We start from the raw sequence: 12279 nt of genomic DNA, 5'->3' as shown, positions 1-12279 counted from the left end.
ATGAAACATGCCATCCGGCATATCCATTTCGTCGGCATCGGCGGCGCCGGCATGAGCGGCATCGCCGAAGTGCTGCTGAACCTGGGCTATCGCATCTCGGGCAGCGACCTCGGCGACAGCGCCGTCACGCGCCGCCTGATCGAGCTCGGGGCCCGCGTGCACCAGGGCCACGACGCCGCCTACATCGAGGGTGCCGATTGCATCGTGACCTCGACCGCCGTCAAGGCCGACAACCCCGAGGTGCTGGCCGCCCGCGCCAAGCTGATCCCGGTGGTGCCGCGCGCCGTCATGCTGGCCGAACTGATGCGAATGAAGAAGGGCGTCGCGATCGCCGGCACCCATGGCAAGACCACCACCACCAGCCTGGTCGCGAGCGTGCTGGCGGCTGCCGACCTCGATCCGACCTTCGTGATCGGCGGCAAGCTCAACAGCGCCGGCGCCAATGCCCGCCTCGGTTCGGGCGACTACATCGTGGTCGAGGCCGACGAGTCCGATGCCTCCTTCCTCAAGCTGCTGCCGGTGCTGGCGGTCGTCACCAATATCGACGCCGACCACATGGAGACCTATGGCCATGACTTCGGCCGGCTCAAGGACGCCTTCGTCGAGTTCCTGCACCACATGCCCTTCTACGGCGCCGCCGTGGTCTGCATCGACGACCCGGTCATCCGCGAGCTGCTGCCGCGCATCGAGCGCCCGATCACCAGCTACGGCACCGCCGAGGACGCGCAGGTGCGCGCGCTCGACATCCGCGCGGTCGATGGCCAGATGCATTTCCGCGTCCAGCGCCGCAACGGCATCGAGCTGCCCGAGCTCGAGGTGGTGCTGAACCTGCCGGGCCATCACAACGTGCTCAATGCGCTGGCTGCGATCGCGGTGGCGGTCGAGCTCGGCGTGCCCGACGCAGCGCTGCTCGAGGCGCTGGCCCAGTTCAAGGGCGTGGGCCGGCGCTTCCAGCGCTACGGCGAGGTCGCGCTGCCCACGGGCGGCCAGGCGACTGTGGTCGATGACTACGGCCACCATCCGGTCGAGATGGCCGCGACGCTGGCCGCCGCGCGCGGTGCCTTCCCGGGCCGGCGCCTGGTGCTGGCCTTCCAGCCGCACCGCTACAGCCGCACGCGCGACTGCTTCGAGGATTTCGTCAAGGTGATCGGCCAGGCCGATGCGGTGCTGCTGGCCGAGGTCTACGCCGCCGGCGAGGCGCCGGTGGTAGCCGCCGACGGCCGTGCCCTGGCGCGCGCGCTGCGCGTGGCGGGCAAGGTGGAACCGGTGTTCGTCGACCAGATTGCCGACATGGCGCAGGCCGTGCTCGACAACGCGCGCGACGGCGATGTCGTGCTCTGCATGGGCGCGGGCACGATCGGCGCGGTGCCGGCCCAGGTGGTGGCGCTGGCCGCCGCGACCGCAGGTGTGAAAGAGGTGGCAGCATGAGCGCGATGGTTCCAGTCGATCCCCAGGCGATGGGCAAGGTCGCGGTGCTGATGGGCGGCCATTCGGCCGAGCGCGCGGTCTCGCTGATGTCGGGCCAGGGCGTGCTGGCCGCGCTGCTGGCCCAGGGCGTCGACGCGCAGGCCTTCGACCCGGCGCAGCGCGACCTCGGTGACTTGAAGCGCGAAGGCTTCGATCGTGCCTTCATCAACCTGCATGGCCGCTTCGGCGAGGACGGCACGGTGCAGGGCGCGCTCGAGCTGATGGGCATTCCCTACACCGGCTCCGGCGTGCTGGCGTCCAGCGTCGCGATGGACAAGATCATGACCAAGCGCATCTGGCTGGCCGAGGGCCTGTCGACGCCGGCCTGGCGCCAGGTCGACAGCGTCGAGCAGACGATCGCGGCGCTGGCCGAGCTCGGTGCGCCGATGATCGTCAAGCCCGCGCGCGAGGGCTCGAGCCTGGGCCTGACCAAGGTCACCGATGCGGCGCAATGCGCGCAGGCCTATGCGCTGGCCGCGCGCCACGACCCCGAGGTGCTGTGCGAGCAGTTCGTCGCCGGTGACGAGGTCACCTGCCCGGTGCTGGGCACCGGCGCGCAGGCGCTCGCCTTGCCGGTGATCCACATCGTCGCGCCCGACGGCAACTACGACTACGAGCACAAGTACTTCACCGACGACACCCATTACATCGTGCCCTGCGACCTGCCCGCGGGCGAGGAAGCCGTGATCCAGGCGCTGGTGCTGAAGGCCTTCCGCACCCTGGGCTGCCGCGGCTGGGCCCGTGCCGACGTCATGATCGACGCCCGCACGCGCCAGCCCTATCTGCTCGAGATCAACACCTCGCCCGGCATGACCAGCCACTCGCTGGTGCCGATGTCGGCGCGCGCGACCGGCATGAGCTACGAACAGCTCTGCCTGCAGCTGCTGGCCTCGGCCAGCCTCGACAACCCGCTGCCCGCTCACGCCGGAGACTGAGATGGCAAGCCGTCCTGCCCTGCCGTTTGACGTCCGCATCATGAACGGGCTGGCCAGCGCCCTGTTCCTGAGCGTGGCGCTGGCCGCGCTCGGCACGGCGGTCTGGTGGGTGGCGCATCACCCGTCCTGGTCGCTGGGCCGCATCGTCGTCGACGGCGAGGTCGAGCACCAGAGCGAGGAAAGCGTGCGCGCCTACCTGGCGCCGCAATTGCGCGGCAGCTTCCTGACGCTGGACCTGCAGGAGGTCAAGCGCCTGTTCGAGACCCTGCCCTGGGTGCGCCAGGCCGTGGTGCGGCGCGAATTCCCGAACCGCCTGCATGTGACGCTGCAGGAGCATGAGGCGGTCGCCTGGTGGGGCGAGGTCGGCGGCGGCAAGCTGGTCAACCGCCAGGGTGCGGTGTTCGAAGCCGATCCCGACCCCGATGAGCAGCAGTCGCAAGCCTGGCCCGAGCTGATCGGCCCCGAGGGCGGCTCGGACCGGGTCTATGCGCTCTACCGCCAGCTGCAGCCGGTGCTGCAACCGCTCGGCCAGCCGCTGAGCCAGCTTGAGCTCGGTGCCAGCGGCCATTGGCAGGCCCGGCTGGCCGGCGGCGCGCTGATCGAGCTCGGTCGCGGCAGCGCGGCCGAATTGCTGGCGCGTACCGAGCGTTTCAGCTCGACAATTCCCGAATTGACAACGCGCTACGGCGGCCGTGCCCTGGAGGCCGCCGACCTGCGCTATCCCGACGGATATGCCGTGCGCATGCGCGGCGTCCAGACGGTCACCGACGACAAGGCCGCGGCGGCGCTCGCCGCCCGGGTCCGCAAAAAGTAATCGAGGCAACAGTACATGGCCAAGGAACAGAAAGACATCGTGGTCGGACTCGACATCGGCACCGCCAAGATCATGGCGTTGGTCGCCGAGGTCCAGTCCGACGGACAGCTCAAGCTGGCCGGGCTCGGCGTCGCGCCGAGCAACGGCCTCAAGCGCGGCGTGGTGGTCAACATCGACGCCACCGTCGCCAGCATCCAGCAGGCGCTCAAAGAGGCCGAGCTGATGGCCGACTGCCATATCGCGCGCGTCTACACCGGCATCACCGGCAGCCATATCCGCGGCATGAACTCGAGCGGCATGGTGCCGATCAAGGACCGCGAGGTCATGCCGGCCGACGTCACGCGGGTGGTCGAGGCCGCCAAGGCGATCAACATCCCGAACGACCAGCGCCTGCTGCTGGCCGAGCCGCAGGAGTTCATCATCGACGGCCACGAGGTCAAGGAGCCGATCGGCATGAGCGGCATCCGCCTCGACGCTCGGGTCCATATCGTGACAGGCGCCCAGAGCGCGGCCGAGAACATCATGAAATGCGTGCGCCGCTGTGGCCTCGAGGTTGACCGGCTGATGCTCAACCCGCTGGCGTCCAGCCACGCCGTGCTGACCGAGGACGAGAAGGAACTCGGCGTCGCGCTGGTCGACATCGGCGCCGGCACCACCGATGTCGCGATCTATTCGGGCGGCGCGATCCGCCACACCGCGGTGATTCCGATCGCCGGCGACCTGATCACGAGCGACATCGCGATGGCGCTGCGCACGCCGACCAAGGACGCCGAGGAGATCAAGGTCGAGCATGGCTGCGCCAAGCAGCTGCTGGCCGACCCCGAGCAGCGGGTCGAGGTACCCGGCCTGGGCGACCGCGCGCCGCGCATGCTGAGCCGCCAGGCGCTGTCGGGCGTGATCGAGCCGCGGGTCGAGGAAATCTTCGCGCTGGTGCAGCAGGTGATCCGCGAGTCGGGCCACGAGGAACTGCTGTCGTCCGGCATCGTGCTGACCGGCGGCAGCTCGGTCATGCCGGGCATGGTCGAGCTCGGCGAGGACATCTTCCTCAAGCCGGTGCGCCGCGGCCTGCCCCAGTACGCGGGCCCGCTCAGCGACATGGTCGCGCAGCCGCGCTCGGCTACCGCCATGGGCCTGCTCGAGCAGGCCCGGCTCGATCGCTTGCGCGGTCACAAGGTGGCGCAGAAGACCGGTTCGGTCCAGGGCACGCTGGGTCGGATCAAGGATTGGTTTGTCGGTAACTTCTGAGCGGGCGCTCAGGTGGGTGTTTTTTGGGTGGTTCTAGTTTCAGGTTCAAACGGCATTTAAGGAGTATTGACATGAGCATCGAGATGATTGAAGTCGAGGAGTTCAACCGGGGCACCCAGATCAAGGTGATCGGTGTGGGTGGTGGTGGCAGCAACGCGGTCGATCACATGATCCGCTGCCAGGTGCAGGGCGTCGAGTTCATCTGCGCCAACACCGACGCGCAGGCGCTCAACAAGACCGCCGCCCACCGCGTGATCCAGCTCGGCCAGTCCGGCCTGGGCGCTGGCAGCAAGCCCGAGAAGGGCCGCATCGCCGCCGAGATGGCCGAGTCCGACATCCGCGCCGCGATCGAAGGCGCGCACATGCTGTTCATCACCGCCGGCATGGGCGGCGGCACCGGCACTGGTGCGGCACCGCTGATCGCCAAGCTGGCCAAGGAGATGGGCATCCTGACCGTGGGCGTCGTGACCAAGCCGTTCGACTGGGAAGGCAAGCGTCGCACCGACAACGCCGAGACCGGCCTGGCCGAGCTCGAAGCCAATGTCGACTCGCTGATCGTCGTGCTCAACGACAAGCTGCTCGAGGTCATGGGTGACGACATCAGCCAGGACGAGGCCTTCGCCGAGGCTAACGACGTGCTGAAGAACGCCGTCGGCGGCATCGCCGAGATCATCAACGTCGAGGCCATGGTCAACGTCGACTTCGAGGACGTGCGCACCGTGATGGGCGAACCCGGCAAGGCCATGATGGGCACCGCGGTCGCCAGCGGTCCGGACCGCGCCCGCATCGCGGCCGAGCAGGCCGTTGCCTGTCCGCTGCTCGAAGGCGTTGACATGCGCGGCGCCAAGGGCGTGCTGGTGCTGATCAGCGCCGGCAAGGGCTCGCTCAAGCTGGCCGAATCCAAGGTCGCGATGAACACCATCCGCGCCTTCGCCTCGCCCGACGCCCATGTGATCTACGGTACCGCCTACGACGAGTCGCTCGGCGACGCGATCCGTGTCACCGTGGTCGCGACCGGTCTGAACCGCCAGGCCGAGCGCCAGCCGCTGACCGTGGTCCAGAGCCAGCCCGGCGTGCGCACCGGCACCGACCCGTTCGTGCTGCCCGACTTCCGCCAGCCCAGCGGCCATTCGGGCCTCGGTGGCGCGGCCAGCCTGGCGGGTGGCGATCTCGGCGTGCCCAGCATCTGGCGCAAGCCGACCGACCGCACCACGGCCGCCTCGCGCGTCGATGCGCTGTCGGCGGGCGGCATGGACGACATCGAGATCCCGGCCTTCCTGCGTCGCCAGGCTGACTAAGGTCTTGAGCGAACGCGACCACCAGGGCCTGGCCCTCTGGCGCTGCTTCGAGCAGCGCATCGACCCCTACCCGACTGCCGCGCCGCGCACGCCGCCGCGCGGCTTCGCGGCCTTCCTCTGGGAAGGCACCCGGGGCTTGCGGCCCTACATGCTCGGCATGACCCTGCTGACGGCCGCGATCGGTGCCTTCGAGGCGCTGCTGTTCGCCTGGCTGGGCCGGGTCGTCGACTGGCTGGGCCAGACCGAGCCCGGACGGCTGTGGCAAGAGCAGGGCCCGGCCTTGCTGCTGCTGGGCGCCATCGTGCTCGGCAGCGGGCTGCTGGTCGCCTTGCAGACCCTGCTCAAGCACCAGACGCTGGCGGGCAATTTCCCGATGCGGCTGCGCTGGAACTTCCACCGCCTGATGCTGGGCCAGAGCATGGCCTTCTATCAGGACGAATTCGCTGGCCGGGTCGCGGCCAAGGTGATGCAGACCGCGCTCGCGGTGCGCGACACCTGCATGACGCTGACCGATATCCTGGTCTTCGTCACGATCTATTTCGTGACCATGGCCGCGGTGCTGGGCGGCCTGGACGCCTGGCTGCTGCTGCCGTTTCTGGGCTGGGTGCTGCTCTATGCCCTGAGCCTGCGCTGGTTCGTGCCGCGGCTGGGCCGGGTTTCGCGCGAGCAGGCTGGCGCGCGCGCGCTGATGACCGGGCGCATCACCGACGCTTACACCAATATCGCGACCGTCAAGCTGTTCTCGCACGCCGGGCGCGAGGCCGCCTACGCCCGCTCGGCGATGCAGGAGTTCATGCATACCGTGCACGCCCAGATGCGGCTCGTCAGCGGCATCGAGGTCGTCAACCACCTGCTCAGCATGGGGCTGATCCTCAGCACCACCGGCGTCGCGCTCTGGTCTTGGAGCCAGGGCCAGGTCGGCATCGGCGCGGTAGCGGCGGCCACAGCGATGGCCTTGCGCCTCAACGGCATGTCGCACTGGGTGATGTGGGAGATGGCGGGCCTGTTCGAGAACGTCGGCACGGTGCAGGACGGCATCAACACGCTGGCGCAGCCGCAGCAGGTGCTGGACAAGCCCGACGCGCCGCCGCTGCAGGTGCCGCACGGCGAGATCCGCTTCGAAGGCGTGGGCTTTGCCTACGGCCAGTCCAAGCTGGCCGCGGCGGACGCTCAGACGCGCTGGGTCATCGACCGGCTCGACCTGACCATCAAGCCGGGCGAGAAGATCGGCCTGGTCGGACGCTCCGGCGCCGGCAAGTCGACCCTGATCAACCTGCTGCTGCGCTTCTACGATGTCGAGACCGGCCGCATCCTGGTCGACGGCCAGGACATCGCCAGCGTGGCGCAGAACAGCCTGCGCGAGCATATCGGCATGGTGACGCAGGACACCTCGCTGCTGCACCGCTCGGTGCGCGACAACATCCTCTACGGCCGGCCCGACGCCGGCGACGAGGCGATGATCGAGGCCGCCAAGCGGGCCGAGGCGCATGAGTTCATCCAGACCCTGAGCGACCTCCAGGGCCGGCGCGGCTATGACGCCCATGTCGGCGAGCGCGGCGTCAAGCTCTCGGGCGGCCAGCGCCAGCGCATCGCGATCGCGCGCGTGATGGTCAAGGACGCACCGATCCTGCTGCTCGACGAGGCCACCAGCGCGCTCGACTCCGAGGTCGAGGCCGCGATCCAGGCCAGCCTGTACCAGCTGATGGAAGGCAAGACCGTGGTCGCGATCGCGCACCGGCTGTCCACCATCGCGGCGATGGACCGCCTGATCGTGCTCGATCAGGGCCGCATCGCCGAGCAGGGCAGTCACGCCGAGCTGCTGGCGCGGGGCGGGCTCTACGCGCGGCTGTGGGCGCGGCAGAGCGGGGGCTTCCTGGGCGAGGAGGGCTGAGGCTGCTGAGTCCCTGCGCTTGACCCGGCCGGCCCAGGCGCGCTGCGCCTGCAAGGTCAAGCGGGAGCCGGTCGGCAGGAAACTGCCCCGGCTCTTAAAATCGATCCCATGATCGCGCAACGTACCCTCAAGACCCTGACCAAGGCCGTCGGTGTTGGCCTGCACAGCGGCCAGCGCGTCGAGCTGACACTGCGCCCGGCGCCGCCCGATACCGGCATCGTTTTTCGCCGCGTCGACCTGGCCGAGCCGGTCGAGATCCCGGTCACTGCGACCTCGGTGACCGACACCCGGCTGGCCTCGACCATCTCGCACGGCAAGGCCAAGGTGCACACGATCGAGCACATCATGAGCGCCTGCGCCGGCCTCGGGATCGACAACCTCGTGATCGACATCACGGCCGAGGAAGTGCCGATCCTCGACGGTTCGGCCGCCTCCTTCGTCTACCTGCTGCAAAGCGCGGGCAGCGTGGCGCAGGACGCGCCGCGCCGTTTCATCCGCCTGCTCAAGCCCGTCGAGGTGCGCGAGGGCGAGGGCCGCAGCCTCAAATGGGCCCGGCTCGAGCCCTATCACGGCTTCAAGCTCAGCTTCCAGATCGAGTTCGACCATCCGGCCGTCAGCGCGACCGGGCAGGCGGTCGAGTTCGACCTCGGCAGCGGCCAGTATTCGCGCGAGATCGCGCGCGCGCGCACCTTCGGCTTCACGCGCGATGTCGAGATGATGCGCTCGCACGGCCTGGCGCTCGGCGGCGGGCTCGACAACGCGATCGTGCTTGACGACTACAAGGTGCTCAACGCCGACGGCCTGCGCTACCAGGACGAGTTCGCCAAGCACAAGATCCTCGATGCGATGGGCGACCTCTACATCGTCGGCAAGCCCTTGCTGGCGGCCTACAGCGCCTACCGCAGCGGCCATGCCATGAACAACCAGCTGCTGCGCGCGCTGCTGGCCCAGCCCGACAGCTACGAGATCGTGAGCTTCGACAAGGACAGCCAGGCGCCCAAGGGCTTCGCGCAGCTGGCCATGTCCTGGTAGACGCGTTGCCGGGTCAGTAGATGCGCCCGTCCTTGTAGGCCGCGTGCGTGCGCGCCTGCAGCTTGCCGACCTGGCGGATGGCGCCGAGGGTGCGCGCCACCTGGGCGTGCGTGATGCACAGGCCCAGTGCGTCGGCCGCGTCCTTGCCCGGCAGGCCGGGCAGCTCGAGCAGACGGCGCACCATCTCCTGCACCTGCTCCTTGGCTGCCTTGCCGTGACCGGTCACGGCTTTCTTCAGCTGCAGCGCGGTGTACTCGGCCACCGGCAGGCCGTTGGCCACCAGCGCGGTCAGGCAGCAGCCGCGCGCCTGGCCCAGGATCAGCGTCGCTTGCGGGTTGACGTTGACGAACACGATCTCGCAGGCCGCGACCGTGGGCTGGTAGCGCTGCACCACCTCGCTGATGCCGTCGAAGATGATCTTGAGCCGCTCGGGCAGCAGCGCACCTTCGCCAGGACTGGTCCTGATGGTGCCGCTGGCCACATAGTCCATGCGGGGGCCATCGACGTCGATCACGCCAAAGCCCGTGGCCTGCAGGCCGGGGTCGATTCCTAGGATTCTCATGCGCCTATTGTCAGTGCTTGTCAGCGTTTATCGGTGCTTGGCGGCGCAGCGACCGCTGCCGATCAGGGCACGGCGACCGAGCCCATGCGCGCGCTGATCGTCGCGGCGCGCCCGGTCAGATAGGCCGAGTTGGGCCGCTTCTCGTAGCGCTTGGGCGCCGGCAGCATGACCGCCAGCCTGGCTGCCTCCCAGCCATTGAGCTGGCTGGCCGGCTTGCCGAAATAGCGCCGCGCAGCGGCCTCGGCGCCGAACACGCCTTCACCCCATTCGACGCTGTTGAGGTAGATCTCGAGGATGCGGCGCTTGTCCAGGCAGGCCTCGAGCGCCAGCGCCAGCACCAGCTCCTGGCCCTTGCGCAGCAGGCTGCGCTCACCCGACAGCAGCAGGTTCTTGGCCAGCTGCTGGGTGATGGTCGAGCCGCCGATCACCTTGGCCGGCTTGACCTTGGCGGGATCAGCGGCCTGTGCCGCCCGGCGTTCGGCTTGCTGGGCCAGCTTTTCGTTCTTGAGCCAGGCCGATTCGAGTGCGTCCCAGTCCACGCCCTCGTGCGCGGTGAAGCCACCGTCCTCGGACGCGATCACGGCCCGCTTGAGCTGGGGCGAGATCTGCTCGTAATTGCGCCATTGCTGCGACCAGCGCCACTGGCCCGAGCCCGCGAGCCGCCAGGCCTCCGAGCGCTGGAAGGCCGTGCTCTGTGGATCGATCACCGCCATCAGCGCGATCCGGCCGACGAAGAACAGCTGCAGCGCGACGAAGGCCGCAAGCAGCCAGAGCAGCCAGCGCCGCAGCAGAGCCATCGCGCCGCCTTACTGCGCGTCCGGCTCGGGCGCGGCGGGGCTGGCGGGGCTGGCCGGTGCAGCGCCAGCCGCTCCGTCCTCCTCGCCCTCGCCCAGATCCATCTGGATCGCGATCGGCGCGGCCAGTTCGGTGTCGTCCTCGGCTTCCTCGGCCAGTGCCTCCTCGGACAGCGCCGGCGCTTCGAGACGCTCGATCACGGTGCCGCCGACCTCGAGCGAGATGTCGTCGATCCGGCCCAGGCGCACCCGAACCTGGGCGCCGCGCGGCAGGCCCTCGGCGCCCATTACGGCCAGCACCAGCGGCAAGTCGTCGGCGCGCACCAGGCCGTCCTTGATCACGCTCGCGGTCAGCTCGGTGATGCCGTGCTGCTGCAGGTAATGCAGCGTCCAGTAGCGCTCCATGCCGTTCTGGAACTGGTTGTAGGCACCGTAGGCAGCATCGAAGGCGCTGATGACCGCGAACAGCTGCGCGTCCTTGGGCCGGAACGGCGCGGCCAGCGCGGCGGTCTTGCCATGGCGCACGCAGGCGATGATCTGCCACTGGTTGACCAGGTCGGTGTAGCGGCGCAGCGGCGAGGTGCTCCAGGCATAGGCCGGCACGCCGATGCCGGCATGCGGCAGCGCCCGGGCGCCCATGCGCACCTTGACGCCCGGCGCCAGGCTGGCCTGGCTGCGGTAGATGCCGGGCACGCCGCATTCGGCCAGCCATTGGCCCCAGGTGCTGTTGGCCAGGATCATGGCCTCGGCCACCATCAGGTCCAGCGGCGCGCCGCGCGAGCGGGTCCCGATGATGACGGTCTCGTCGCCATGTGGCTCGTCGCCCGCCACGCCTTCGAGCTTGAAGGTGTAGTCGGGGCGGGTGAAGTTCTCGGGCTTGCCGCGCACGACCTCGCGCCGTGCCTTGCAGACCTTGGCCAGACGGAACAGCAACGACAGCTCGGGGCGCAGCGCGGCGATCTCATCCGACAGTTCGGCGCCGGCCGGTGCGGCCGGGTTTTCCAGCCAGTCGGCGGTGATCGCGCGGTCGAGCTGGTCGTGGCGCAGGTTGTGCGCGATCGGTACCAGCTCGAGCCGGGTTTCGCTGGCCTGCACGGTCAGCTCGGCCTCGTCCAGCGTCAGATAGAGCGACAGCGCCGGCCGGTTGCCGCCGGATTCGAGCGTGTAGGTCTGCACCACCGCGTCGGGCAGCATGGTGATCTTGTGGCCCGGCATGTAGACCGTCGACAGGCGGTTGCGCGCGACCTTGTCGATCGCGTCGTCGGGCTGGATCACCAGGCCCGGTGCCGCGATATGGATGCCGATGGTGACGGTGCCGCTGCCAACGCCCTGCACCGACAGCGCATCGTCGATCTCGGTCGTGCTCGAATCGTCGATCGAGAACGCCTGCACCTCGGCCAGCGGCAGCTTGTCGCCGATTGCCTTCGCTTCCAGCGCCGGGAAGCCCGTGCCCTTGGGGAAATGCTCGAACAGGAAGCGCTGCCAGTGGAACTGGTAGGCGTTCTGGATCGCGCCAGCATTCTGCAGCAGCGTCAGCGGCGGCAGATGGGTCTGGTGCGCGGCATGGGCGACCGCCTTGTACTCGGGCGCGTTCTTGTCGGGCTTGAACAGGATCTTGTAGAGCTGGTCGCGCACCGGCTGCGGGCAGCTGCCCTCGGCCAGCTCGGCGGTCCAGGCCTCGATCTGGGCCTGCACGGCCTTTTTCTTCTCGATCGCGGCCAGCGCCAGCTGCAACACCTCGGCCGCTGCCTTCTTGTAGCGGCCTTTGCCGGCGCGGCGGAAATAGTGCGGCGCCTCGCTCAGGCGCAACAGGGCGGCGACCTGTTGCTCGGTCGTCGGCGGGTCCTGGAAATAGTCGGCGGCCAGGTCGGCAAAGCCGAACTCCTGCTCGGACGCGAACTCCCAGGCCAGGTCGAGCTCGATCTGCTCGCTCAGCGCCAGCGCGCTGCTCATCAGCACGGCCGGTGCCGGCTTCTCGAACTTGAGCAGCAGGTTGGCGGACTTGACCTTGACGCGCTTGCCGCTGTCGAGCTCGATCTGGAGCGAGCTTTCGGCCTCGGACATCACGCGGCCGGTCATGAACTTGCCGGCTTCATCGAACAATGCAAACAATGTGGGGGCTTTCGGTAGGTATCGGGTGGCAGCGCCCGTGGCGCCGACGGTGCCCCGAGTTTACTGGTGCCGCTGGCGCATGGAAGCTCTTGCGTGGCTCAGCGGTAGCCGTCCGGGTTGCCGCTCTGC

Annotated in this window: 10 protein-coding genes; 7 read left to right on the top strand and 3 right to left on the bottom strand. The window is 68.9% G+C overall.

Annotated features, from left to right (window positions below):
• The 7 genes from murC to lpxC all read left to right on the top strand — a co-directional run bounded on the left by murC (window position 1) and on the right by lpxC (window position 8682).
• The gene (gene murC / locus C6P61_RS10075) at window positions 1–1428 is read left to right on the top strand and encodes a UDP-N-acetylmuramate--L-alanine ligase (RefSeq protein ID WP_105729808.1); all 1428 of its coding nucleotides are present in this window, start codon (window positions 1–3) and stop codon (window positions 1426–1428) included.
• The gene (locus C6P61_RS10070; protein WP_105729807.1) at window positions 1425–2402 is read left to right on the top strand and encodes a D-alanine--D-alanine ligase; all 978 of its coding nucleotides are present in this window, start codon (window positions 1425–1427) and stop codon (window positions 2400–2402) included. Before murC ends, C6P61_RS10070 begins: the two co-directional genes overlap by 4 nt.
• A 1-nt stretch (window position 2403) precedes the next feature.
• Window positions 2404–3216 (top strand): cell division protein FtsQ/DivIB, encoded by an 813-nt coding sequence (locus C6P61_RS10065; protein WP_105729806.1) that lies wholly within the window; start codon window positions 2404–2406, stop codon window positions 3214–3216.
• Window positions 3217–3231: 15 nt separating this feature from the next.
• Window positions 3232–4461 carry a cell division protein FtsA gene (gene ftsA, locus C6P61_RS10060; RefSeq protein ID WP_105729805.1) on the top strand — a complete coding sequence of 410 codons (1230 nt, stop codon included), beginning with the start codon at window positions 3232–3234 and terminating at the stop codon, window positions 4459–4461.
• A 71-nt stretch (window positions 4462–4532) separates the two neighbouring features.
• Window positions 4533–5759 carry a cell division protein FtsZ gene (gene ftsZ, locus C6P61_RS10055; RefSeq protein WP_105729804.1) on the top strand — a complete coding sequence of 409 codons (1227 nt, stop codon included), beginning with the start codon at window positions 4533–4535 and terminating at the stop codon, window positions 5757–5759.
• A 4-nt stretch (window positions 5760–5763) separates the two neighbouring features.
• Window positions 5764–7650 (top strand): ABC transporter ATP-binding protein, encoded by a 1887-nt coding sequence (locus C6P61_RS10050; protein ID WP_244908862.1) that lies wholly within the window; start codon window positions 5764–5766, stop codon window positions 7648–7650.
• 108 nt (window positions 7651–7758) lie between these two features.
• A complete protein-coding gene (gene lpxC, locus C6P61_RS10045) occupies window positions 7759–8682 on the top strand; it encodes a UDP-3-O-acyl-N-acetylglucosamine deacetylase (RefSeq protein WP_105729802.1) in 924 nt (307 codons plus the stop codon).
• 13 nt (window positions 8683–8695) lie between these two features.
• Here lpxC and ruvC read toward each other — a convergent pair whose 3' ends face one another.
• The 3 genes from ruvC to C6P61_RS10030 all read right to left on the bottom strand — a co-directional run bounded on the left by ruvC (window position 8696) and on the right by C6P61_RS10030 (window position 12150).
• The gene (ruvC, locus tag C6P61_RS10040) at window positions 8696–9244 is read right to left on the bottom strand and encodes a crossover junction endodeoxyribonuclease RuvC (RefSeq protein WP_105729801.1); all 549 of its coding nucleotides are present in this window, start codon (window positions 9242–9244) and stop codon (window positions 8696–8698) included.
• A gap of 62 nt (window positions 9245–9306) precedes the next feature.
• The gene (gene mtgA / locus C6P61_RS10035) at window positions 9307–10041 is read right to left on the bottom strand and encodes a monofunctional biosynthetic peptidoglycan transglycosylase (RefSeq protein WP_105729800.1); all 735 of its coding nucleotides are present in this window, start codon (window positions 10039–10041) and stop codon (window positions 9307–9309) included.
• Window positions 10042–10050: 9 nt separating this feature from the next.
• Window positions 10051–12150: a ribonuclease catalytic domain-containing protein gene (locus tag C6P61_RS10030; RefSeq protein WP_105729799.1), complete on the bottom strand. Its 2100-nt coding sequence runs from the start codon at window positions 12148–12150 to the stop codon at window positions 10051–10053.
• Between the last annotated feature and the right edge of the window lie 129 nt (window positions 12151–12279).

This window comes from Malikia spinosa (assembly GCF_002980625.1).
Taxonomy (GTDB): domain Bacteria; phylum Pseudomonadota; class Gammaproteobacteria; order Burkholderiales; family Burkholderiaceae_C; genus Malikia; species Malikia spinosa.
This window is presented reverse-complemented; position numbering and strand designations above follow the sequence as displayed.

Bases quoted from the DNA above. Each gene is read 5' to 3' on its own strand.
- murC (WP_105729808.1), top strand. From the start codon at position 1: ATGAAACATGCCATCCGGCATATCCATTTCGTCGGCATCGGCGGCGCC.
- C6P61_RS10070 (WP_105729807.1), top strand. From the start codon at position 1,425: ATGAGCGCGATGGTTCCAGTCGATCCCCAGGCGATGGGCAAGGTCGCG.
- C6P61_RS10065 (WP_105729806.1), top strand. From the start codon at position 2,404: ATGGCAAGCCGTCCTGCCCTGCCGTTTGACGTCCGCATCATGAACGGG.
- ftsA (WP_105729805.1), top strand. From the start codon at position 3,232: ATGGCCAAGGAACAGAAAGACATCGTGGTCGGACTCGACATCGGCACC.
- ftsZ (WP_105729804.1), top strand. From the start codon at position 4,533: ATGAGCATCGAGATGATTGAAGTCGAGGAGTTCAACCGGGGCACCCAG.
- lpxC (WP_105729802.1), top strand. From the start codon at position 7,759: ATGATCGCGCAACGTACCCTCAAGACCCTGACCAAGGCCGTCGGTGTT.
- ruvC (WP_105729801.1), bottom strand. From the start codon at position 9,244: ATGAGAATCCTAGGAATCGACCCCGGCCTGCAGGCCACGGGCTTTGGC.
- mtgA (WP_105729800.1), bottom strand. From the start codon at position 10,041: ATGGCTCTGCTGCGGCGCTGGCTGCTCTGGCTGCTTGCGGCCTTCGTC.